This is a genomic window from Pseudomonas sp. H1_A03, from assembly GCF_054685145.1.
In genome coordinates this window covers 1,809,595-1,830,748 of record NZ_CP162829.1, presented here as the reverse complement: position 1 = coordinate 1,830,748, position 21,154 = coordinate 1,809,595, and the positions used below count along the sequence as shown (strand labels likewise).

Annotated in this window: 18 protein-coding genes; 4 read left to right on the top strand and 14 right to left on the bottom strand. The window is 60.7% G+C overall.

Going from position 1 to position 21,154, the window contains the following annotated elements:
* Nucleotides 1–23 precede the first annotated feature (23 nt).
* Nucleotides 24–983, top strand: coding sequence for a metal ABC transporter ATPase (locus AB4O35_RS08405; protein ID WP_065875245.1), 960 nt, complete (start codon nt 24–26; stop codon nt 981–983).
* Nucleotides 984–1,196: 213 nt separating this feature from the next.
* On the opposite strand, the gene AB4O35_RS08400 is transcribed toward AB4O35_RS08405, so the two are convergent.
* From AB4O35_RS08400 to AB4O35_RS08375, 6 genes are all read right to left on the bottom strand, one after another.
* Nucleotides 1,197–2,123: an NAD-dependent epimerase/dehydratase family protein gene (locus tag AB4O35_RS08400; protein WP_065945549.1), complete on the bottom strand. Its 927-nt coding sequence runs from the start codon at nt 2,121–2,123 to the stop codon at nt 1,197–1,199.
* A complete protein-coding gene (hldE, locus tag AB4O35_RS08395) occupies nt 2,116–3,540 on the bottom strand; it encodes a bifunctional D-glycero-beta-D-manno-heptose-7-phosphate kinase/D-glycero-beta-D-manno-heptose 1-phosphate adenylyltransferase HldE (RefSeq protein WP_065945550.1) in 1,425 nt (474 codons plus the stop codon). Before hldE ends, AB4O35_RS08400 begins: the two co-directional genes overlap by 8 nt.
* Nucleotides 3,541–3,643: 103 nt before the next feature.
* Nucleotides 3,644–4,252, bottom strand: a complete 609-nt coding sequence (cysC, locus tag AB4O35_RS08390; protein WP_065889117.1) for an adenylyl-sulfate kinase — start codon at nt 4,250–4,252, stop codon at nt 3,644–3,646.
* Nucleotides 4,245–4,949, bottom strand: coding sequence for a sulfotransferase family 2 domain-containing protein (locus tag AB4O35_RS08385; protein ID WP_065945551.1), 705 nt, complete (start codon nt 4,947–4,949; stop codon nt 4,245–4,247). The genes cysC and AB4O35_RS08385 overlap by 8 nt, the downstream gene beginning before the upstream one ends.
* Nucleotides 4,950–5,102: 153 nt before the next feature.
* Nucleotides 5,103–6,911, bottom strand: a complete 1,809-nt coding sequence (gene msbA / locus AB4O35_RS08380; protein WP_065875250.1) for a lipid A export permease/ATP-binding protein MsbA — start codon at nt 6,909–6,911, stop codon at nt 5,103–5,105.
* Between the two features lie 9 nt (nt 6,912–6,920).
* Nucleotides 6,921–8,099 carry an O-antigen ligase family protein gene (locus AB4O35_RS08375; RefSeq protein WP_065889119.1) on the bottom strand — a complete coding sequence of 393 codons (1,179 nt, stop codon included), beginning with the start codon at nt 8,097–8,099 and terminating at the stop codon, nt 6,921–6,923.
* Between the two features lie 148 nt (nt 8,100–8,247).
* On the opposite strand from AB4O35_RS08375, the gene AB4O35_RS08370 reads away from it, so the two are divergent.
* The gene (locus tag AB4O35_RS08370; protein ID WP_175402998.1) at nt 8,248–8,814 is read left to right on the top strand and encodes a BUD32 family EKC/KEOPS complex subunit; all 567 of its coding nucleotides are present in this window, start codon (nt 8,248–8,250) and stop codon (nt 8,812–8,814) included.
* Here AB4O35_RS08370 and AB4O35_RS08365 read toward each other — a convergent pair.
* The 8 genes from AB4O35_RS08365 to AB4O35_RS08330 form a co-directional block, all read right to left on the bottom strand.
* Complete coding sequence (locus tag AB4O35_RS08365; RefSeq protein WP_065879879.1) at nt 8,803–9,888, bottom strand: glycosyltransferase; 1,086 nt, start codon at nt 9,886–9,888, stop codon at nt 8,803–8,805. The two genes, AB4O35_RS08370 and AB4O35_RS08365, sit on opposite strands and share 12 nt — an antisense overlap.
* Nucleotides 9,889–9,934: 46 nt before the next feature.
* Nucleotides 9,935–10,696 carry a glycosyltransferase family 2 protein gene (locus tag AB4O35_RS08360; RefSeq protein WP_065875254.1) on the bottom strand — a complete coding sequence of 254 codons (762 nt, stop codon included), beginning with the start codon at nt 10,694–10,696 and terminating at the stop codon, nt 9,935–9,937.
* 53 nt (nt 10,697–10,749) lie between these two features.
* Nucleotides 10,750–11,706 (bottom strand): glycosyltransferase family protein, encoded by a 957-nt coding sequence (locus AB4O35_RS08355; RefSeq protein WP_065945552.1) that lies wholly within the window; start codon nt 11,704–11,706, stop codon nt 10,750–10,752.
* Nucleotides 11,706–13,091 carry a PIG-L deacetylase family protein gene (locus AB4O35_RS08350; protein ID WP_065945553.1) on the bottom strand — a complete coding sequence of 462 codons (1,386 nt, stop codon included), beginning with the start codon at nt 13,089–13,091 and terminating at the stop codon, nt 11,706–11,708. Before AB4O35_RS08350 ends, AB4O35_RS08355 begins: the two co-directional genes overlap by 1 nt.
* Complete coding sequence (locus AB4O35_RS08345) at nt 13,088–13,984, bottom strand: antimicrobial resistance protein Mig-14 (protein ID WP_065945554.1); 897 nt, start codon at nt 13,982–13,984, stop codon at nt 13,088–13,090. The genes AB4O35_RS08350 and AB4O35_RS08345 overlap by 4 nt, the downstream gene beginning before the upstream one ends.
* Nucleotides 13,984–15,114 carry a glycosyltransferase gene (locus tag AB4O35_RS08340; protein WP_065945555.1) on the bottom strand — a complete coding sequence of 377 codons (1,131 nt, stop codon included), beginning with the start codon at nt 15,112–15,114 and terminating at the stop codon, nt 13,984–13,986. The genes AB4O35_RS08345 and AB4O35_RS08340 overlap by 1 nt, the downstream gene beginning before the upstream one ends.
* A complete protein-coding gene (locus AB4O35_RS08335; protein ID WP_065875259.1) occupies nt 15,098–16,855 on the bottom strand; it encodes a carbamoyltransferase family protein in 1,758 nt (585 codons plus the stop codon). The genes AB4O35_RS08340 and AB4O35_RS08335 overlap by 17 nt, the downstream gene beginning before the upstream one ends.
* Before the next feature lie 142 nt (nt 16,856–16,997).
* Nucleotides 16,998–17,354 carry a YceK/YidQ family lipoprotein gene (locus tag AB4O35_RS08330; protein ID WP_065945556.1) on the bottom strand — a complete coding sequence of 119 codons (357 nt, stop codon included), beginning with the start codon at nt 17,352–17,354 and terminating at the stop codon, nt 16,998–17,000.
* Nucleotides 17,355–17,551: 197 nt separating this feature from the next.
* Here AB4O35_RS08330 and AB4O35_RS08325 point away from each other — a divergent pair, with 197 nt between their 5' ends.
* A complete protein-coding gene (locus AB4O35_RS08325; RefSeq protein ID WP_065945557.1) occupies nt 17,552–19,639 on the top strand; it encodes a TonB-dependent receptor family protein in 2,088 nt (695 codons plus the stop codon).
* A gap of 75 nt (nt 19,640–19,714) precedes the next feature.
* On the top strand, nt 19,715–21,103 hold the full coding sequence (locus tag AB4O35_RS08320; RefSeq protein WP_065879872.1) for a hypothetical protein: 1,389 nt from the start codon (nt 19,715–19,717) through the stop codon (nt 21,101–21,103).
* The last annotated feature ends 51 nt before the right edge of the window (nt 21,104–21,154 follow it).

Here is a 21,154-nt window from a genome sequence, read left to right as displayed (position 1 = left end):
CCCCGTCGCAAGAAGGAGCCGACATGCCGCGTACGCTCATAAGAAAAAACCCCAGCAACTTCAAAACACTGCCGCTGCACGTCGAAGCCACCCCCGAAGGCCTGAGCTACCAGAGCGTCGGCATGCCGCTCAACTTTGCCCAGACCCTGCAACGGCGCAAGCCGGTGGAGGTGGCCGACCCCGAGCGCTTCGCCCTGGAACTGGCCAACCTGGGGGTTTCGGTACGCCTGACCCTGCATTGGCAGAATCGCGATTACTGGGTGCTGGTGCGCCAACGCCGGCAGGACCGTGGCGATGTGGTGCTCAAGCTGATCTCCGGCTACGTGCCCGCCCATGAACTGAACCTGCCGCTGCACACCGCCATCCAGGAAATTGCCGAAGAATGCCTGCTGGAGACCCCGGAAGGCTGGCTCAGCGGGCGCTTCAATGACACCTGGCTGCCGGCGCCCTACTCCGCCGCGCTGCATTACCGCGAAGCCCTGCCCTTTCGCTTGAGCCCCTTGTCCGGTGCAGCCCGCCCGGTACGGTGCGCCACCACCCAGTTGATCGAGCGCCCGCGCGCCTACGTGCACTTGCCCACCGCATCGCTGCAATTGATTTACGACCTGCGCCTGGAAGTGCCCAAGGAAGCCAAATCCCTGAGCCTGTTCCATGTGGACGAGCGCCTGGAAGGTGATCAACTGGTCGCGCGCCTGGACCGCCAGCGGCCAGACCTGTACCTGATGCCCCTCAAAGACGGCCAACCCCTGGCCGAGCTGTACACCGTCAAGAAGGACCAGCTGTATCCAGCGAGCACGCGGGGTTTGTACCTCGCAGAAAGCTTCGCCCAGCAGGAAGGCTGGGTGGTGCGTGAGGAGCGGATTCGCTGGAAGGATTGGCTGCGCCAGCAAGGGCTCGCGGTGCCGGAGAAAGAATCGAAATTGAAGCGCCTGGCAAAGCGGGTGCTGCGCAAAATCGTGCCGAAGAAAAAAGCCAAGGCTTAACGCGAACCCAATGTGGGAGCTGGCAGACCTGTGATGAGTATTGATAGCTACACATCTTGAGCCTGCGTAGCAGCTGTCGAGCCCTGGCGAGGCTGCGTCAGCGGTGTGTCAGACAGGCCGCAAACGCAGCCTCGCCAAGGCTCGACAGCTGCTACGCACTTTCACTTTGAAAATTGCATGGATATCCAATCCAGCTCCCACAATTTATTGCGTTCAGCCTTTGAGCAAGCGCTCCAGGCCAGCCTTCAACGGGGTAGGCTCCGGCAGTGTGAAGCTCGCTAACAACCGCTGGTTGTTCGCCCGCGAATGCCGGATATCCCCGGAACGCGCCGGCCCGTAAGTCACTGTTGGCAACTTGCCGACTATTTCTTCCAGGGCTTGCAGCACTTGCCTGAGGGTGGTGGTGCGGTTCCAGCCCACGTTGATTGCGCCCAAAGGTGCGGCGGGCGCTTCTACGGCCTGGACCAATACGTCCACCAGGTCTTCCACGTACATGAAGTCACGGGTTTGCTCGCCATCGCCAAACACGGCAATCGGCACGCCCTGCTGGACGCGTTCGCTGAAGATACTGATCACGCCCGAATACGGCGATGACGGATCCTGGCGCGGCCCGAAGATATTGAAGAAGCGGAAAATCACCGGCTCCAGGCCATGCTGGCGGCGGTAGAAGTCGAAGTAATACTCACCGGCCAATTTGTCGGACGCATAAGGCGTCAACGGCGCCTTGGTGGTTTCTTCATCAATCGAAGCACCCTCGCCATTGTTGCCATAGACGGCAGCGCTGGAGGCATACACCACACGCTTGACGCCAGCCTTGCGCATGGCTTCGCAGACATTCAAGGTGCCGACGAAGTTGCTCTGGTGCGTGCTGACCGGATCATCCACCGATGCCTGCACCGAGGCCACCGCCGCCAGGTGCACCACCGCTGCCGCGCCGACAGCGGCACGCGCCACCAGCTCGGCATCGGCCACATTACCTTCCAGCAGTTCGACGCGCGGATCGTCCAACGGCAGGTTGCTGCGCTTGCCGGTGGAGAGGTTATCCAGCACCCGCACGCTGTAGCCTTTAGCGAGCAGCCCATCGACCAGGTGCGAGCCGATAAAGCCTGCACCACCGGTGATCAGTACCCGTTTACTCATTGTTGCGGATCTTCTCGACGATAGCCGTAGTCGAGCTGTTCTCAACCAGGCCCAGCACTTTGACCGTGCCGCCGTAGGCGCTGACGATATCCGCCCCCACGACCTGGTCGACGGAGTAGTCGCCACCCTTGACCAGCACGTCCGGCTTGACCTGGGCCAGCAGGTTTTCCGGAGTCGCTTCAGGGAAGCTGATCACCCAGTCCACCGCGCCCAAGCCTGCCAGCACCGCCATGCGACGGTCGACACTGTTGATTGGGCGGCCAGGGCCTTTGAGGCGGCTGACCGACGCATCGTCGTTGACCGCGACGATCAGGCGATCGCCTTGGGCGCTCGCCTGCTCAAGGTACGTCACATGACCGGCGTGCAGGATGTCGAAGCAGCCGTTGGTGAACACAATGCTTTCGCCGTGGGCACGGGCATCGTCGATCGCCAGCAGCAATTGCTCAATCGTCAGCACACCGCGTTCCGAGCCTTCGGAGCGCTGGATCGCGCGACGCAATTCCGGTGCACTGATGGCTGCCGTACCCAACTTGCCGACTACGATACCCGCTGCCAGGTTGGCCAGGGCCACCGCATGGGGCAGTTCTTCACCGGCGGCAATCGAGGCGGCCAGGGTGGAAATAACCGTATCGCCGGCGCCGGTGACGTCGAACACTTCACGCGCTCGCGCCGGCAGGTGCATCGCCGGGTGGCCCGGACGCAGCAAGGTCATGCCGTGCTCGCCACGGGTCACCAGCAAGGCGCCCAGATCGAGATCGGCCATCAGCGTTGCACCCTTGGTCACCAAGTCGTGCTCATCGGCGCAACCGCCGACAATGGCTTCAAACTCGCTGAGGTTCGGCGTGATCAGGCTGGCGCCGCGATAAATCGAGAAGTCCTTGCCCTTGGGATCGGCCAGCACCGGGATGCCTTTGGCCTTGGCGGCCTGGATCAATACCTGGTGGTTCTTCAAGGCGCCTTTGCCGTAGTCCGACAACACCAGCACCTTGATGCCTTCGAGCAGCTCGTCAACCTGGCCACTGAGGGCCAGGGCGTCGGTGGCGAAGGGTTCTTCAAAATCAATACGCAGCAATTGCTGGTGACGGCTCATGACCCGCAGCTTGACGATGGTCGGCTGATGGGCGATGCGCTGGAACAGCGCGCGCACGCCAGCACCGCGCAGGCTGTTGGCCAGGCTGTCGGCGGCTTCGTCGTCACCGGTCACGCCCACCAGGGAGGCCGGGGCGCCGAGGGCGGCAATATTAAGGGCAACGTTGGCAGCGCCGCCTGGGCGGTCTTCGATTTGCTCGACCTTGACTACCGGTACCGGCGCCTCAGGGGAAATCCGTGAGGTACCGCCATGCCAGTAACGGTCGAGCATGACATCGCCGACCACCAAGACAGGGGCTTGATCGAATCGCGGCATGGACAACTTCATGGAGCAACCCACATACAAAATGAACAGGGGCGCGATATTAGCACAGGGTGAGCGCCGCCTAGTTCGAGAGCTTTATCCGGGAGGCATCACAGGCGACATCTGCTCATTTTTTAAACAAAGCGGCCAGGATATGGTCCACCGCGTCGGCCAATTCGACCTCATCGGTGTTGACTTCGCAGTCGGCTGCAAGCGGCGCTTCGTAAGGGCTGTCCAGCCCGGTGAAGGCCTTGATGCGCCCATCCAGCGCCGCACGGTATAACCCCTTGGGATCGCGCCGCGCGCACACGTCAAACGGCGTGCTGATGTAGACCTCGAAAAACTGCCCCGGGCCGAACAGTGCCTTGGCAGTCGCACGATCGGCGCTGAACGGAGAAATCGCCGAGACGATTACGATCAATCCCGCGTCAACCATCAGTCGCGCCACTTCGCCAATGCGCCGGATGTTTTCCTTGCGCGCCGCATCGCTCATGCCCAAGTCGTTGCACAACCCCGTGCGCAAGTTGTCGCCATCGAGCACAAAGGTATGCCGGCCTTGCTCATTGAGCTGCACTTCCAGGGCATTGGCCAGGGTCGACTTGCCGGCCCCGGACAACCCTGTCAGCCACAGGCAGCAAGGCTGCTGGTGCTTGAGCGCGGCGCGCGCGGCGGCCGACAACGACAAGGCAAAGGGGCGAATGGAGGCAGAGCCACGGGAGAGCGACGGACTATTCATAACCCAGGACCTCGTAGTCACGTTGATAGGCACGCCGGACCAGGCGCCGCGTACGCAGGGTGCAGAAGTCCCTGACCGGCTCGCTGCGCCGCCCGAGTGAAACATTGAGATGGGGCAGCGAAGACGTTACGCCGAGGCGCTCGCACAGCTGCTGGAAGTCTTGCTCCAGGGACTCTTGGCGACCCAGGAAATCCATGGCCATTTGCCCGATGTGATCGACCAGGAAGTCGGTCTGGGGAGCAAAGTGCAGCTGGCGGCGCAGGTTTTCCGGGCACAGCCAGTGGGCGACAAATTGGTCAAAGTCGCGGTAGCTGGACACCAGTGCCTGTGCCTGCAGGTCGCGGGGGCCCATGTGGTTGCTGCGCAAGTAGGTGTAGGCCGAGTAGGCGCGCTCCAGCGGATCACGCACAAAGGCAAATTTGAAACTGCGTTGGCAATGTTCGGGGAATTGTTGCTGATACCAGTAATAAGGCAAATGCCCTGGCCAGCGCCCATCGAGCAACGCCGAACAGACGCTGCTGCCGGCGCATTTGGGCACATGGATAAACACGCAGTTGTGTCGTTCGAAAGCAGGCGGAAGTGCCGTCACCCCAGACAACGATTTGTTCACCGCCTGGCGATCCACCACTGACAAACGTCCCAGCAAAAACACCCTTTGGGGTTTGGGAAGCAGTTTCCAGAACAGACGTTGCAACATTCCATTACCCACGCAAGAAGGTTAGCCCTCTCGTTCGTCATTCGAATCGAGAAGGCCAACATAACAAACGACAGGCTGCGAATTATTTGGCTTTGGTCAAGCCGTGTAAGGGCCTTGATACAAACCCCGGGGCGCATTGCGCGCCCCGGCACATCAGGTGATGTTAGCCGTGATGGGCTCATCCAGGCCCATGGCGTGCAGGCGCGAGTAATAGCCGCCCAGGGCCAGCAGTTCCACATGTGTACCCCGCTCGACAATTTCACCGTGGTCCATCACCAGAATCATGTCGGCTTTCTCGATGGTGGACAGTCGGTGCGCGATAACCAGGGTGGTGCGGCCCTTCATGACTTTGTCCAGCGCAGCCTGAATGTGGCGTTCGGACTCGGTGTCGAGCGCCGAAGTCGCTTCGTCCAGGATCAGCAACGGGGCATTTTTCAGCAGGGCGCGGGCGATGGCCAAGCGCTGACGCTGGCCGCCGGAGAGCAGCACGCCGTTTTCACCGACTTCGGTGTCCAGGCCTTTGGGCAGTTCGGCGATGAAGTCCATGGCATAGGCATCGGCGGCGGCTTTTTCGATGTCGGCACGCGGTGCATCCGCCAGGTCGCCGTAGGCGATGTTATTGGCCACGGTATCGTTGAACAGGGTGACGTGCTGGGTCACTTGGGCCACATGCCGGCGCAGGTTGCGCAGGCGGTAGTCTTCGATCTCCACCTCATCCAGCAGGATTTCGCCGGTTTCGTGGTGGTAAAACCGCGGAATCAGGCTGGCCAGCGTGGACTTGCCACTGCCTGAGCGCCCTACCAGCGCAATCATCTGCCCAGGTTCCGCCGTGAAGCTGATGTTCTTCAGCACTTCGCGCTCAGCACCCGGATAGGTGAAGCTCAGGTTGCGCACGTCCAGGCGACCGCTGACGCGATCACGCTCCACGGTGCCGCTGTCGACTTCCGGCTCTTCATCGAGCTGTTCGAAGATGCTTTCGGCACCGGCGACGCCTTTCTGGATCGTCGAGCTGACTTCCGACAACTGACGGATCGGCTTGGGCAGCAGGCCCGCAGCGGTGATGTAGGCCACCAGGTCACCCGCCGTGGCGTCGCCGCGCAGCAACAGCACCAGGAACATCAAGGTGGCCATGGCCGTGTAGATCACTAGTTGCAGCATCGGCGTGTAGACCGCGCCGGTCTTGTTCATGCGCAGCTGTTTGTCGGTGTTGCTTTGGCTGGCGGCGGCAAAACGGCGTTCCTCGTAGCTTTCGCCACCGAAACTGCGCACCACGCGGTAACCCTGGATGGTCTCCGAGGCCACGTGGGTGACATCGCCCATTGCCACTTGGATCTTCTTGCTCTGCTTGCGGAATTTCTTGCTGGTGCTGCCGACCATAATGGCGATCAGCGGCAGGATCGCCAGCATCACCAGGGTCAGCTTCCAGTTCATCCACAGCAGGTAACCGAACAGGAACACCACCGTCAGACCTTCACGGATCACGACCTTGATCGCATCCGTGGCGGCGCCGGTGACCATGGTCACGTTGAAGGTGATGCGGGAAATCAGGTGCCCGGAGTTATGCGTATCAAAATAGCGATTCGGCAGTACCAACAGTTTGTTGAACAGCTGGACGCGCAGGTCATGCACCAGGCCAAGGGAGACCTTGGCCAGGTAGTAGTTGCCGAGGAAAGAGCCAAGGCCTTGCCACGCGGCGATCAGGATGATCAGCAGCGGCACGGCCATCAGCAGCTTGAGGTCCTTGAACAGCGGGATCTTGGGCAGGAACACCACGTCGGGATTGCTCAAGCCATCCACAAAGTACTTGAGGATCCCGGCGAGCATCGGCTGGGTGGAAGCAAAGATCACGAAGCCCAAGATACTCAGCATGAACATGCCGATGTACGGTTTCACATAGCCCAGCAGCCTGAAGTAAATTTTCAGGCTGGATTCCTGGTCCGCTTTGGGCGGTGCGTCACTCATGTGTCGAGCTCACTGATTGGGTAGGACGCGAACTTTATCACATGCATCGGGGTTGGCCCGAGCCCAGACCAAGACACTGGCCAGCGCAATCGGCAGCCACGAGATAAACCACTCGGCCCGCGGGGTGCCCGTTAGGCTGGCCGCATCGAACTGCATCGCCAGGAACGAAAACATCCACATACCGATGATGCCCTTGCCGTAAAGCGTGTCGCGAGCCTTCCAGGCTTGCCAGAGCACGCCGAACCACAGCCCGCACCACAGCAGCAGGCCGGGCAGGCCCAACTCGATGCTCACGTGAGTGAACAGATTGTGGGAATGATCAAAATAGAGGTTATCGGCGAATACCTTGTAATCACCACCCAGGCCCAAACCGGTCCACGGATGCTCGGAGATCATCTGGACGGCCGCCATAAAGATCTGCGGCCGGTAGGAAACGCCACGGGCCAACATCAGCGATTGCATGGCGAAGAACACCGCCAGTGCCGCCACGACTGCCGCGATAGCGATCACGGTGGTGCGTCGGTCTCGGCACCAAGCCGGCATTGCCACCACCGTCAGCAGCAGGGCCAGCGCGGCGCCGCGGCTTTGGCTCAGCACCACAAAAAGCCCGAGGAACCCGACAGAAAGCACCCACGCCACTTGCATCCAGCGGCCACGCGGCACCCAATGCAACAACCAGACGGCAGCCAGACCTATCACATAGGCCCCCAGAATCGGGTGGGATAATTGGCCCAGCCCTTCGAGCCGTGCATACCAGACATTATGCTCAACGCCATAAAACTTGACGATCGCGACCAGCGAAGAAAGGGCCAACCCGAAGCCACCCCACTGCATCACGCGGATGACTCGCTCGGTCTGCCCACAGGCAAACACCGGGAAAAACAGCAGGAACACGCCAATGTACAGCAAGCGCTTGGCCTCCCGCGAAGGGTCTTCGGCATTGGTCCACGACAAACTGACTGCGCCCCAGGCGGCGAGCGCCGCAATCATCAGGCACATCCAGCGCTGTTCACGCCAGACTTCCTTGAGGCGCTCACGCGCCGACCAGGCAAACACCATGGCCGGCAACCAGAGAAACAGCGTCAAGCCTTGTTGATAAATCTTGTTGGTCGGCGCGAAGGCAATCGCCAGCAAAAACCAAAGTAACCCGAAAATCATCCATACCTGCGCCCAACGACCTACCTGCATCACCCGCTCCTGAATACGTACAACCCGCCAACCCGGCATGGTTAAAACCCAAAACTTTCGGCATTATTACCGATCACTGTGCCCGCGACTCCCACAAGGCTTTCCGACGATGCAATGTTCAAGGCTTCCCCAAGCCGATTTAAACGCGATGATTGAAGGTGCCCGAATCCTCGAACAGGACAGCTACGGCCCCAAAGTCTACCTGTTGGCCGACGGGAATATCCTCAAACTGTTTCGCCGCAAGCGTCTGTTTTCGTCAGCGCTGTTGCGCCCCTACTCCAAGCGGTTCATCGACAACGTGGCGCAATTGCAACAGCGTGGCATCCCCACCCTGACCGTACTCGCGTTCTTTCAACTGGCCGCGCCAGGCATGACCGCCGTGCTGTATCGGCCGCTGCCGGGTGAAACGCTGCGTCAGATTTCCAACAAGGAAGGCTTTGACTGGCAATCGAACCTCGATCCGCTGGTGGCGCTCATCCGCCGCTTGCACGGTGCGGGAATTTACTTCCGCTCCCTGCACCTGGGCAATATCGTTGTCACACCTGATAACGAAATGGGGCTGATTGATGTGGCGGATATGCGCTTTTTGCGCGCGCCGCTGAACCCGGAACTCGCACGGCGCAACTTGCAGCACTTTGCACGTTATATTGCACGCGAGAAGCTGAACGAACGCTTTCCAATGCAGGCACTGGAGCAGGCGTTGCTAGCGGCATGAAAACAGGCGCTGGGAGGTTTCACTGAAATCTTTCCAGGCTTGGTCCGGGGCCAGCGCTTGCGCCTGAGCCTCCAGCACATCCTGGGTAGATGTGGCGAACGCACGCTCCATCAGACTGCCCCAGGCCTGCACATCGTCTGACGGCGCGTACCAGCCCGCATCCGCCAGTTGCTCGCGAAACACGGCCAATTCACTGGTCAGAACGGGCACGCCCGCCATCACCGACTCTTGCAGGATCAACCCCAAGCCTTCTTGCGTCGACGGAATGGCGACCCAATCGAAGGCCCGGTAAAGCGTCGCGGCGTCCGGCAGATGGCCCGGCAACGAAACCTTGCCCTGCAAGCCGAGCTGTTCGATACGCGCTTCCAGGGTCTGCCTCGCAGCGCCCTCGCCGATAATCACCAGCCGCGCATCCGGCTGCTGGGCCGACACGCCAGCAAACGCGTCCAGCAAACAGCCAAAACCCTTGCCGTCTACCAGCCGGCCTACCGCCCCCAACACGGGCGAGTCGTCCAAAGTCAGGCCCAGGCGAGACCGCGCCTGCGCCCGAGAAAGCGCAGCCGCACGGAACGCCACCGGATCAAAAGCGCTGCGCAGCACTGTCACGGGTCGCTGCAGGTAACGCTCAAGCGAGTGAGCCAGGGTTTGCGAAACAGCCGCCAGGGTCAGTTGCGTAGCCGGAAACTGTTCGAAGAGCTTCTGGTCTGCCCGGCGCATGCGCGTGACGCCATGGAACACGACGACGGCGCGCACATGTGGCAAGTGCTTGAGCACCGGCAACATCACCCGCGCCACCCCAACCCCGTCCAGCAGCACAACTTCCAGATCGTCAGGCAGCGCCTTCTGAAAACGCGCGCGCATCCAGGGTGCCAGCAACTTCCACAGGTGCCGACCCTTGAGCTGGGCGGAGGAGAAGTTCCATTCCACTGCCGGCTCGCTCTCGTCCGAACCGCCTTGCAGCAACCAGGTAGTGATCGGTGCCCGGCAAACGGCGTGGGAAAGTATCTGTTGGTGAACCTTCTGCACCGAAGCGAATGCAGAACCACCGGCCCACATGATGTTGAGGATACTCATCTGAAAAATGACCTTTTGCGGCGTTGTGGTGGCTTTCTGCGTGTACTTAATGGATCAACCAGCCGATACCGACACCCAGTACCAGCATGACTGCCAGCTTGATCCGCTCTCGCCGCTTGCGCCGCGCCTTGGTCAAGCGCTCTTCTGCCGTCGCCACATGCAAACCGAAACCCGTGTGCAAAACCGCATCGCCTTCCAGTGTCACGGCCGCCAGGTTCAGCTGCGCGTAACGCTTCGATAGCCCCTTCTCACCCTCGAACCCGGCGTAGGGCGCGCACAAGCGATATTCCTTGATACGCCGCAACCCTGGATTCAGCGAAAAACCCTGCCACTCAGGCTTGTCGGACAGCAGGGGATAACACGGCACCCCGCCAATCACCTCACGTGGCCCCAGATGGATATAAGGGCTGTGCACCTGCAAGTCGTAAACGTAGTTGCGCAACCACACCTGCAAAATATCGGGTCGCTGCTCCAGTACCGCCTTGGAGTCTTCGACAAAGCCTGGTCGATAAAACGCCCAATCATCCTCGCAATGGAATATGTAGGGGGTCTTGACCGATTCGTAGGCCAAATCGACGGATGCCAACTGCCCAAGCTTCGGGCGGTTGATCAGGAAAGTGCAATGGCTGTGCCAGTGCGGCGGCACCGCAAGGCGCACGGCTTCATCGCCGGAGTCTTCGGTAATGAAAACTTCGCGGATATCCGCCGTATTGAACAGATCGAAGCTCTCGAGCGTCCGCTTCAATAAATCGAAGCGACCACAACTGGTCACCACGAGCGTTATGTCGCTTTGATCGGAGAACTGCATTCAAGCCTCGATAATATCACATAGCCACTATTCGCAGCCATATCTGACCGGTATTAAACGCCCAGCTTCAGACGTAACCTTTCCAGCAAATTCAACGGCGCACGAGGCCGCAAGGGCGGCTCGAGGGCTTCGACAATACGCTGGCCGATACGGGCGAAACCGAACTGGCCGACGGCCAAGTCCTGCCCACTGCGCGCAATGTCCGCGGCCAGTTGCGGATTGGACCGCAGCACGGCCAGTTTTTCCTGCAACTGCGGGATGTCCTGGTAGAACACCACATTGACCATGTCCTCAAACCCGAGGGCCGCGTTCTCCTCGGCTCCCTGATCGAACGCCAGCAACACGCAACCACAGGCCATGGCTTCGAAGTTCTTGATCATGTACTCGCCCATGCCCACATCGGCACTGACGAAAAAACGAATCCGGTTGAGGGTCGCGCAGTATTCCTCACCCGATTTGGTGCGCGTCACCACCAAAGGTTCAACCCGCGCCAGTTCATCGAGCAGAGCCTTGCGACCACTATAGGCCACGCTGTTGGTGCTGCCGACAAACGCCAGTTCGATATCTCGTTCACGATCCTGGGGCTGCAGCAGTGCCTGGTCATAGCCCTTGGGCACGAACACCGCATCGAAACCTTCGGTGCGCAGGCGCTCGGTCACCATGTAGCCTGAACTGATCACGCGAACCCACGGCAAGCGACGGTAATGGGCACTGAACTTGCCGGTGTACTTGCAGGGAATGTAGTTCTGGTAAGCGTCGTGCTCGAGGATCACCAGGTTTGGGATCGTGCGGATAAACCCGGCCTGGCGGATCTCCTGCTTGAAGCGCAGGAAGAACACAATGCGGTCGTAACGGGTCACGTCGACTTCGCGCCGAAAGTAACCGCGCAGGTTGCGCTGCTCATCGCTGCTCAACCAGCGGATATCACATTCGCAGTGCTCGGCCACACCTTCGTACAAGCGGTCGAGGATGGCGCGCTGCTCTTTCTGCACCAGAAACAAGACTTTCATTACTTATCCTTTCCCAAACGCCAGAACAACTCATGCCGTCGTACGGCCTTACGGAAAAATTCGTTCTCACCGTAAGGCGATTTCGCGCGACCTGCCAACACCCGCTGCAACCAGCGTCGCACACGGCGCTTGAACGGCGGTGCCGGCTGCAAGTCATGCATCATGCCCAGCGCCATAGCCTTATCACGCTGCTGCGCTAACGTCAGTGGCAGGCTGCACGGCAGCAACTCCACGGTCGCGTCGAACAACGGTGGCAACGCAATACCGGCTCCGGCGTTGCCCATGGGCCAGCGGTCGTTGTCATGCAGATGGTTGGCGTAGCCCAGTACTGTCGTTGGCTGCCACTCAAGACCTTGCAAGGCTTCCAAAACGGCTTGCTGTGCACAGACATGGTCTGGATGCGGGTCCAATACCGGATGCGGCAACACGATCACGTCCGGGCGAGCCATCATCAGCACCTCGCGCAGGTCGGCCAACAGGTTGTTCCAGGTGGGCAAGCCGTCGCTGTCCGCGGGCAATGGAAACGGGTTGAATTGCCGGAATGGACGAACGTCCGTCAGCTCTGCTTCACGGGAAGCAAACGGCAGGTCCGGCGCGGCCTGCATCGCCTGCAACTGCAGGCAGAAGTAGCCCAGTTGCACGCAGTGCGCCTGCGGCACACCCGCCCACAGCGGCACAGCGATGCTGTCCCAGGCGCGCAGGCGGCCTTTGATGCGTGCGGCTTCGACCGCGTCCAGGCCCATCTGCTGATAATGCTCAGCTTCAATCTCCCCCGCCGTCAGGGTGACGATCCACGGCTGCTCGGCCTGGCTGTAAAGCCCGAACGCGGCCAGCTCGGCGTCGTCGGCGTGGGGCGCGATCACCAACACGCGCTGTGCCCGATAATCCGGATGGGTCCAGGCCCACAGACGGGGCGTGCCGAGCAATCGGCAATGGCGACCGCGCAACGTTAAGTCGCTCAGCGCCAAACCGCTGAGGTTCAGGTAACGAACACCATTGACCCCACGCTCGAAGGTTTGCCGGTCGTCCGCCAGCTCGACGCTCGGATCAAAAAAACGTCCCAGCCAAGTGCTCTTGACCTTGATCGCCAGCACCACCGTCGCGTCCGCGTCTACCGGCTGATCCAGCAGCAAGCGCCCATGTTCCAAGCGCACGCCCGCCAACTCGGCATCCGCCGCAAAGCGGTATTGGTAATCTTCATTGGGCGCGTAAAAAAGGTGGTCGGCGAACCAGGCTTCATGGGCGACCCAGGCCAGCAGGGCCAACAACAACGGCAACCACCAGGCTACCAGGATGCCAACCAGCACCAGCAGCGACACACCCATGATCAGCGCCGTGCGCTTGTTACGCCGGTGACGCTTGAGCAACTGCTGCTTGCGGGTCATACGCTGAATACCTGCACAGGGTTGCACCAACGGTCCTTGTATTCGCGGTCGGCACGACCAAAGGAAAAGCGCAGTGGCTTGCCGACTTCGCGTGCCTGCTCCCAGGCGCTCTGGGTATTGAGAAAGCTCAGCACGCTGCCGGGGCTGAAGGCGCGGGTTTCAGGATCGACCCCACCGTTGACGTACTCCACACTGATCCACTCCGGCGACTCGACCCGATACACCAACTGGATTGCGATGGGCGCGTCATTCAGAAAAATCACCGAGCCTATCAACCACTCGCGCATCAGTTCGATCACTTCCGCCAAGCGCTCGGCGCCCGTGGCGGTAAAGCCCCAACGGCGCAGGAACAGGTCACAGTAGATGGACGCCAGCTCCGCACTGGAAAACTCACTGACCGACCGCACCACGCCGCCCGCCTCTTCCAGCAAACGCAGTTCGCGGCGCTGGTTGTAGCGAAACTTCTTCGACAGTTCTTCGGGCGTGCGCGCCATGGCCAACTGTTCGGCCTGAAGCTTGAGGCCGCTGAAACGCCCTTCGTTCAGCGCAGAGAGGTAGCGCGCACGCTGCCTCAGCGGCGCCTGCGCGTCGGCGGCGGCCGGCAGGATCAGCTCGGCATTGCCCAGATCGAACAGGCCTTTCTTGCCGCTGCGCTTAAGCACGTCCTTGGACAGCGCCAGGTCGCGCCCCCAGGTGGCAATGCACGCCTTGAGCTCACCCGCCTGCTCCCAGGCCAGGTAACGCACCGGAATCTGCGCCAACCCGGCCAGGCGCTCGACCACTTGCGGATGCGTCGCGACGCTGCCGCCAAAACGCTGCCAGGCCTCGCTGTATACAGGCGCATCGACGACGGACCAGCCGCGCTCGCGCCAGCCTTGGAATCGATTGAGCATCAAGCCCTCGCGGTCAGTTCAATGACATGCGGCAGTTGCCAGAAAGTAGTGCGCACCGCCTGATCCGAGAATCGTGCGTGCAAGCGCTCCAGCATCAAATCAGCGCACTGGCGTTGCTGGTGCTGATCCATCGCGGCCAAGTGTTCCAACCCTTGGGCTAGGTGCTCGGCGTCGCCGAAGGGAAACAGGATACCAACGCCCTCAACCACTTCCCGCGCGCCGCCGCAGGCAGTGGCGAGCAAGGGAACACCGGCCGCCATGGCTTCCAGCAACACCATGCCAAAGGGTTCGTGGTCGGAGCTCAACGCAAACACATCAAACGCACGGAAATAGCGACGCGCCTCCGGCACCTGGCCGAGAAACACAACCTTGTCGGCAATCCCCAGCTCGCGGGCCAGCGCTTTCAGGTCCTGCTCCAGGCGCCCGGTGCCGAGGATCGCCAGACGGCTTTCAGCCGGTAACGTTGGCAATGCCAGGGCAAAACCTTTGAGCAGCGTGGCCTGATCCTTGTCCGGGTGCAGACGGCCGACATTGCCGACCACCCATTCATCCGGCGACAAGCCAAGGGCGTCGCGCGCCTCATCCTTCGAAACCTGCTGGGCCTGCAGGTTTTCGACATCAATGCGGTTGTACAAGGTCTGGATACGCGCCGCCGGCCATTTCGGCAGGCAGCGACGAATGTCATCGCGCACGGCATCGGAAACGCCCAACAAGCTCAGGCGCTTGCGGAAAATATTTGCAAACAGCCGACGCCCCCGGCGCTGATAGTCGCCAAAAGCGTGATGCACGCCAATCACCTGCAAGCGCGTGGCGAGCAGCGCGATGTAGATCGGCTTGGCGCGGTGCGCGATGCAGAAACTGAAGTTGCGCGACGCGGCAATCTTGCGCATCTCGGCGATGGCGCCCAGCTTGAGGCCACGGATGGCCTTCGAGCTGTACTCCATGAACAACACTTCATCACTGGCGCAACCGGCCGCCACCTCAGGGTCGGCGACCCCGGTGAGAAACACCGTGGTCACCTTGTAGCCGGAGCCTGCAAACACACTGGCGTACTGCCGCGCACAGTCTAGGAACGGCCCGTCATAGCCGTGGCAGAACTGCAGGACGTGGCGGTCAGCCGAGCGCGTCATAAGGGTCCACGCCGTCCTTGACGACCAGGATGTCTTCCATGATCAGGTACTGCAGGTCGGAGCCGAAGAACATGTTCAGCGCGTCGGTCGGCGAGCAGATCATCGCTTCGCCACGACGGTTGAGCGAGGTGTTCAGGGACACGCCGTTGCCGGTGAGCACTTCCAGCTCTTTCATCATGTCGTAGTAGCGCGGGTTGTATTCGCGCTTGAGCACCTGGGCGCGGGAGGTACCATCTTCATGGACCACTTCCGGCACGCGAGTCTTCCACTCTTCGGACACTTCAAAGGTGAAGGTCATGAACGGCGCCGGATGATCGACCTTGATCATCTGCGGGGCCACGGTGTCGAGCATCGACGGGCAGAAAGGCCTCCAGCGCTCGCGGAACTTGATCTGGTGGTTGATGCGATCGGCCACACCGGTGGCGCTCGGGCAACCGATGATCGAACGACCGCCCAGGGCGCGCGGACCAAACTCCATGCGGCCCTGGAACCAGGCCACCGGGTTGCCGTCGACCATGATCTTGGCGATACGCTGGGGCATGTTCTCGATCTTGCGCCAGTTCGGCTTGCTCTCGTGCTTGGCGCACGCGGCAATCACGTCTTCGTTGCTGTAGGACGGGCCGAGGTAGACGTGTTCCATCTTCTCGACCGGCACACCACGGGCGTGGGACACATACGCCGCCGCACCGACCGCAGTGCCGGCATCGCCCGACGCCGGCTGCACGAACAGCTCTTTGACGTCGTCACGGGCGATGATCTTCTGGTTCAGCTTGACGTTCAGCGCGCAACCGCCGGCGAAGGCCAGTTTGCCGGTGTCCTTGAGGATGTCGCCCAGGTAGTGGTCGATCATCTGCAGGGCCAGTTTCTCGAACAGCGCTTGCATGCTGGCGGCGTAGTGGATGTACGGCTCGTCGGCGATATCGCCTTCGCGCTTTGGACCCAGCCACTCGATCAGTTTTGGCGAGAAGTAGAAGCCCTTGCCCTTCTCTTTGTAGCGGCGCAGGCCGATGACGTTGGCGTAGTCGGTGTTGATCACCAACTCGCCGTTCTCAAAGGAGGCCAGGCGCGAGAAATCGTATTTGCTGGCATCGCCGTACGGCGCCATGCCCATGACCTTGAACTCACCGTCGAGCATCTCGAAACCGAGGAACTCAGTGATCGCGCCATACAGGCCGCCGAGGGAGTCTGGATCGTAGAATTCCTTGATCTTGTGGATCTTGCCGTTTTCGCCGTAGCCGAAGAACGTGGTGGCGTACTCACCTTTACCGTCGATCCCGAGGATCGCGGTTTTCTCCTGGAAACCAGAGCAGTGGTAGGCGCTGGAAGCGTGGGCCAGGTGGTGTTCAACCGGTTCGATCTTGATTTTCTTAGGATCGAAGCCCAGTTGCTCCAGGCACCAGACGATCTTGTTGCGGTAGCGCTTGTAGCGACGGTTGCCCATCAGGATCGCGTCGAGTGCGCGGTCCGGGGCGTACCAGTAACGCTTGGCGTAGTGCCAGCGCGCCTCGCCGAACAGGCTGATGGGGGCGAACGGGATCGCGACCACGTCAACGTCGGAAGGCTTGATACCGGCCTGTTCCAGGCAGAACTTCGCCGATTCGTAGGGCATGCGGTTCTTTGCATGTTTGTCGCGTACGAAGCGCTCTTCTTCGGCGGCCGCAATCAGCTTGCCGTCGATATACAAGGCTGCGGAAGGATCATGGCTAAGGGCGCCGGACAGGCCAAGAATCGTCAATGCCACAGGGGTCTAGCCTCTTTTAGTCTGCATGCAGGCGGGTTACGCCTGAAAAAAGTGTGCCCCCTGCCTGGGCAGGAAACAGCTAAAGGGCGGGATTATAGCTTAAAAGCAGTGCGCAGCTGTTAGCGGCACGTGGCAAGAGGGATCAGCGGAAGATCTCGATGCTGCCGTCCCTATTCTGGCGGTAAATGGTGTAGGGCAGCACGAGGGTATCCAGCACGCCGGAGGCGACGAACTCCAAGGCGACGATAGGCAACACGCTGCCCCCATGGTCTATCAGGCTCTTGTCCTTAAGGCTCTTGTCAGGCGCTGGCTCGCCATTGAGCGTGCAAAAGCCGTAGATCACCCCGCTGTAGATGCGTGGCACGTTTTCGCAGTGACTGCGCGAGTCCTTGAGGTTCTGGCTGGCTACGGCGTCTGGACGAAAGACGGTATTGATGGTTCCGCAACCGGCCAACGAACACGACACCACAAGCCATGACACTTTCGACCTAATACTCATGACCCCCTCCCTCTGCCCCAACAGACATTGTTATTGCCAAGGCGGGCCACGCTAACATCGCATAGCCTGACGACCCAGGGCGGGAGCACGATTTGCAGCGTAAGACGATTCCTAAATGATAAAAATCGCCTGATTCACTAAACTCGCGCCCCTTTGCGCGTTTACCTCCTACGCGCGCCACGGATTTCGCCTGACTGATGAACACCCTCGCTCGCTTCACCCTGTTGCTGCCAGGCCTGCTCACGCTGAGCAATACGGCACTGGCCGAGGACACGCCTTTGGTTCTCGACCCCAGTGTGGTCAGCGGCTCACGCAGCGCCAGCCCGACCTTCGACCTGCCCTACTCGGTGGACGGCATCAGCCGTGGACAGATCAGTGACGGTCAACTCGGCATCAATGCCTCCGAAGCCCTCTCCCGCGTGCCCGGCCTGGTGGTGCAGAACCGCCAGAACTATGCTCAGGACCTGCAGATTTCCTCCCGAGGCTTTGGTGCCCGCTCGGCATTCGGCGTGCGCGGCATCAAGCTGATCGCCGACGGCATCCCGGCCAGCACGCCGGATGGCCAGGGCCAGGCCGCCACTTTCAACCTCGACACCGCAGAGCGCATCGAAGTACTGCGTGGGCCGGCGGCCACCCTGTATGGCAGCAATGCCGGCGGGGTGATCCAGATGTTCTCCCGCGACGGCGAAGGCCCGCCGCGCATCGGCGCCGAAACCCTGGTGGGCAGCGACGGCCTGAACAAAAACCACCTGACCGCCGAGGGCGCCACCAACGGCGCTGGCTTCGTGCTCGACGCCTCGCGCATGGACACCAACGGCTACCGCGACCACAGCAGCGCGCGACGTGACCAGACCTTCGCCAAGCTCAATTTCCAGCCGGATGACGACAGCAAGCTGGCGCTGATCTACAGCAGCCTGGAGCAGAACGGCACACAGGACCCGCTCGGGCAGACGTGGTCGGCGTACAAGGCCGATCCACGCTCGGTGAGTGCGAATGCGCTGACGTACAACACGCGCAAAAGTATCGATCATCAGCAATTGGGGCTGAATTACGAGCGCTATATCGGCGATGCGACGTTGCAGGTGAATGCGTATACGGGACGGCGGAGTGTGATTCAGTATTTGTCGATTCCCAAAGGCACACCCGCTAATGAACGCGGCGGTGGCGTTGTGCAATTCGACCGCAAGTTCTACGGCGGCAGCGTGCGCTGGATGCAGCCCATCGAACGTGCGCCGGGCGAACTGATGATCATCACCGGCCTGGACTTCGATCAGAGCGAAGACAGTCGCCACGGCTACCAGAACTTCAGCGGCAACACCCTTGGCGTAAAAGGCCAGCTACGCCGAGATGAAATTGACACCGCCCGCAGCCTCGATCCCTATATCCAGGCCAACTGGGCGCTAGACCGCTGGACCCTGCAAGCCGGTGTTCGGCATAGCACCATGGAACTGGACGTTGATGATCAATTCCTGAGCAACGGCGATGCCAGCGGCAACAAGCGTTATCAGAAAAATACGCCATCGATGAGCGTGATGTACGCATTCACGCCCGAGCTGCATGGCTACGTCAGTGCGGGCAAAGGCTTCGAAACGCCGACACAGGCTGAGCTGGCCTATGCACCGGGAAATGTGGAAGGGTTCAACTTCGGATTGAAGCCGTCAGAAAGTACCCAGTACGAAGTGGGATTAAAGGCCCAGGTGAACAACACCCGGATCAATGCCGCCATATTCCAGATCACCACAGAAGATGAGTTAGTGGTGGCTCAATCCAAAGACGGCCGTACCAGCTACCAAAACGCCGGCCGCACCCTGCGCCGCGGTTTCGAACTGGGCCTCGAAAGCCAGCTCAGCGAGCAGTGGAGCAGCAGCCTCGCCTACACCCGCCTGCAGGCCACTGACGACAGCGACTTCGTCAGCGGCGGCAACAACGCCGTCGACAAGGGCAACTACCTGCCCGGCGTGCCGCAAACCACGCTGTTCACCGAACTGAACTGGAAGCCCCGCGGCTGGGTCAGCACCGCCATCGAAGGCATTTACCGCAGCAAGGTCTACGTCGAGGACACCAACAGCCAACACGCCGCACCGGCCTACAGCGTGTTTAACTGGCGTGCGCGCTTCGAGCAGAAGGTCGAACACTGGACCTTCCATCAGACCCTGCGCCTGGATAACTTGCTCGACCGCCAGTACGTCGGTTCGGTGATCGTCGGCGATGGCAACAACCGCTATTACGAAGCGGCGCCAGGGCGCTCCTGGTATGCGGGTGCAGGCGCGGAGTACGAGTTCTGATCAGCCCGCCCCGCACAAAACGCGATGCGGACGGTCGAAAGGCCCTGATCCCCCTTTAGCCTGCAAGGAACGCTCATGAAACACATCGCGGTTATCGTCGCCCTAGGCGTACTCAGTGGTTGCGGCACGCAAGGCATCAAGAGCGGCGACAAGGCCGACGCCCCGTATAAAGACATGCTCAAGAAACCGCTACTGGCCGACTCGATCATGCGCGATGGCGACGACCTCAGTTACCAGGTTCAAGTCACGCTGACCAACAATCTCGCCGTACCCGATATCGCGCAGCTTCAGGCGTCCTGCACCACGCCGAGCGGGAACCTGCTGTATCTGGAAGCGCCCGGAACCCCGAAGCCCGACGGCCAGCCCACGCGCATTACCGTCATGCGCAACCTGACGCCGGCCGTGGTTGGCGAACTGCAACAGAACACCAGCTTTACCGACGCTTGCGCGCGCACGCCACGCCCGGATTGGCGCCTCGTCAGCAGTACAGCCACTCAACGCCAATTGCTGATCGACCGTGCCAGCCTCAAGACCGTGGGTGAGAAAGTAGAGCTCTGGGGCGCCTACGATGAACCGCTCATCCTGACCAACAAACTGAAAAAGATGCCCTACGCCCAGACCCGCATGCACTGGGAGGTCAGTTGCAGCCGCCAGACCTATCGCACTCTGGCCACTTTCAGCCTCACCCCGAAAAACGTCGTGACCTTCGGCAGCGTGGTAGCAGTCCCCATCGACCAGCCTTTCAGCAGCGCCGAGACGGACACCCAGACCCTGCTCAAGGCCGCGTGCTCGCCAACAGTGGCGCAACTCCCGGTAGCCGTTGCGCGTACCAAGCTCGAGCAAACCCTGACACCCGCACCTGTCCCGACAGCGGTGACAGAGGCAATCTCCGCACTGGGAATGCCCCCCGCAGCCAAACCTCTGCGCCACCTTATGGAGAAGCGCGACTTGGGTTCTTCCAGCTTGCGCACTGACGTGTTCATTGAGCCCGGAACCGGAAACGGTCAGCTTAAAATCCGCCGAGCCACCCAATTCTCAAGCACCCACATCACCACATTCCGAGGGTTGTTCAGCCTGACCTTCCAAAGCGATTTCGAACTGCACGGGATGAAAGTCTCGGCCGCCAGCAATGTTGAGCAACTCAGCTTCACCGGCGACTGGAAGCAGATGCCGATCGGTGCAACGCTGGGTTTCAAACTCAAAGAGCTGAATCGCAACACCGCTGAAGAGGATCGCGTGCTGTCCCGCAATACCACCTGTGTAGTGGCGCGCGAACTGCCAGCCAGCAGCATCAACTCGACGCTGAGTGGCAATGCAAAGGAGCTCAATTGCACTGCCGCAGGTGATAACTACCAGGCCACCAGCACCGTCATGTACCTGAAGGACTACGGGTATTTCTTTGCTACCGAGGACGTGATCCAGGGCAAATACAAAACCCATACGACGCTGATCAACGCACAATAACGTCGACTGGCAACGCTGAAGCTCCACCCCCCAAACACTATTGCCCACGCA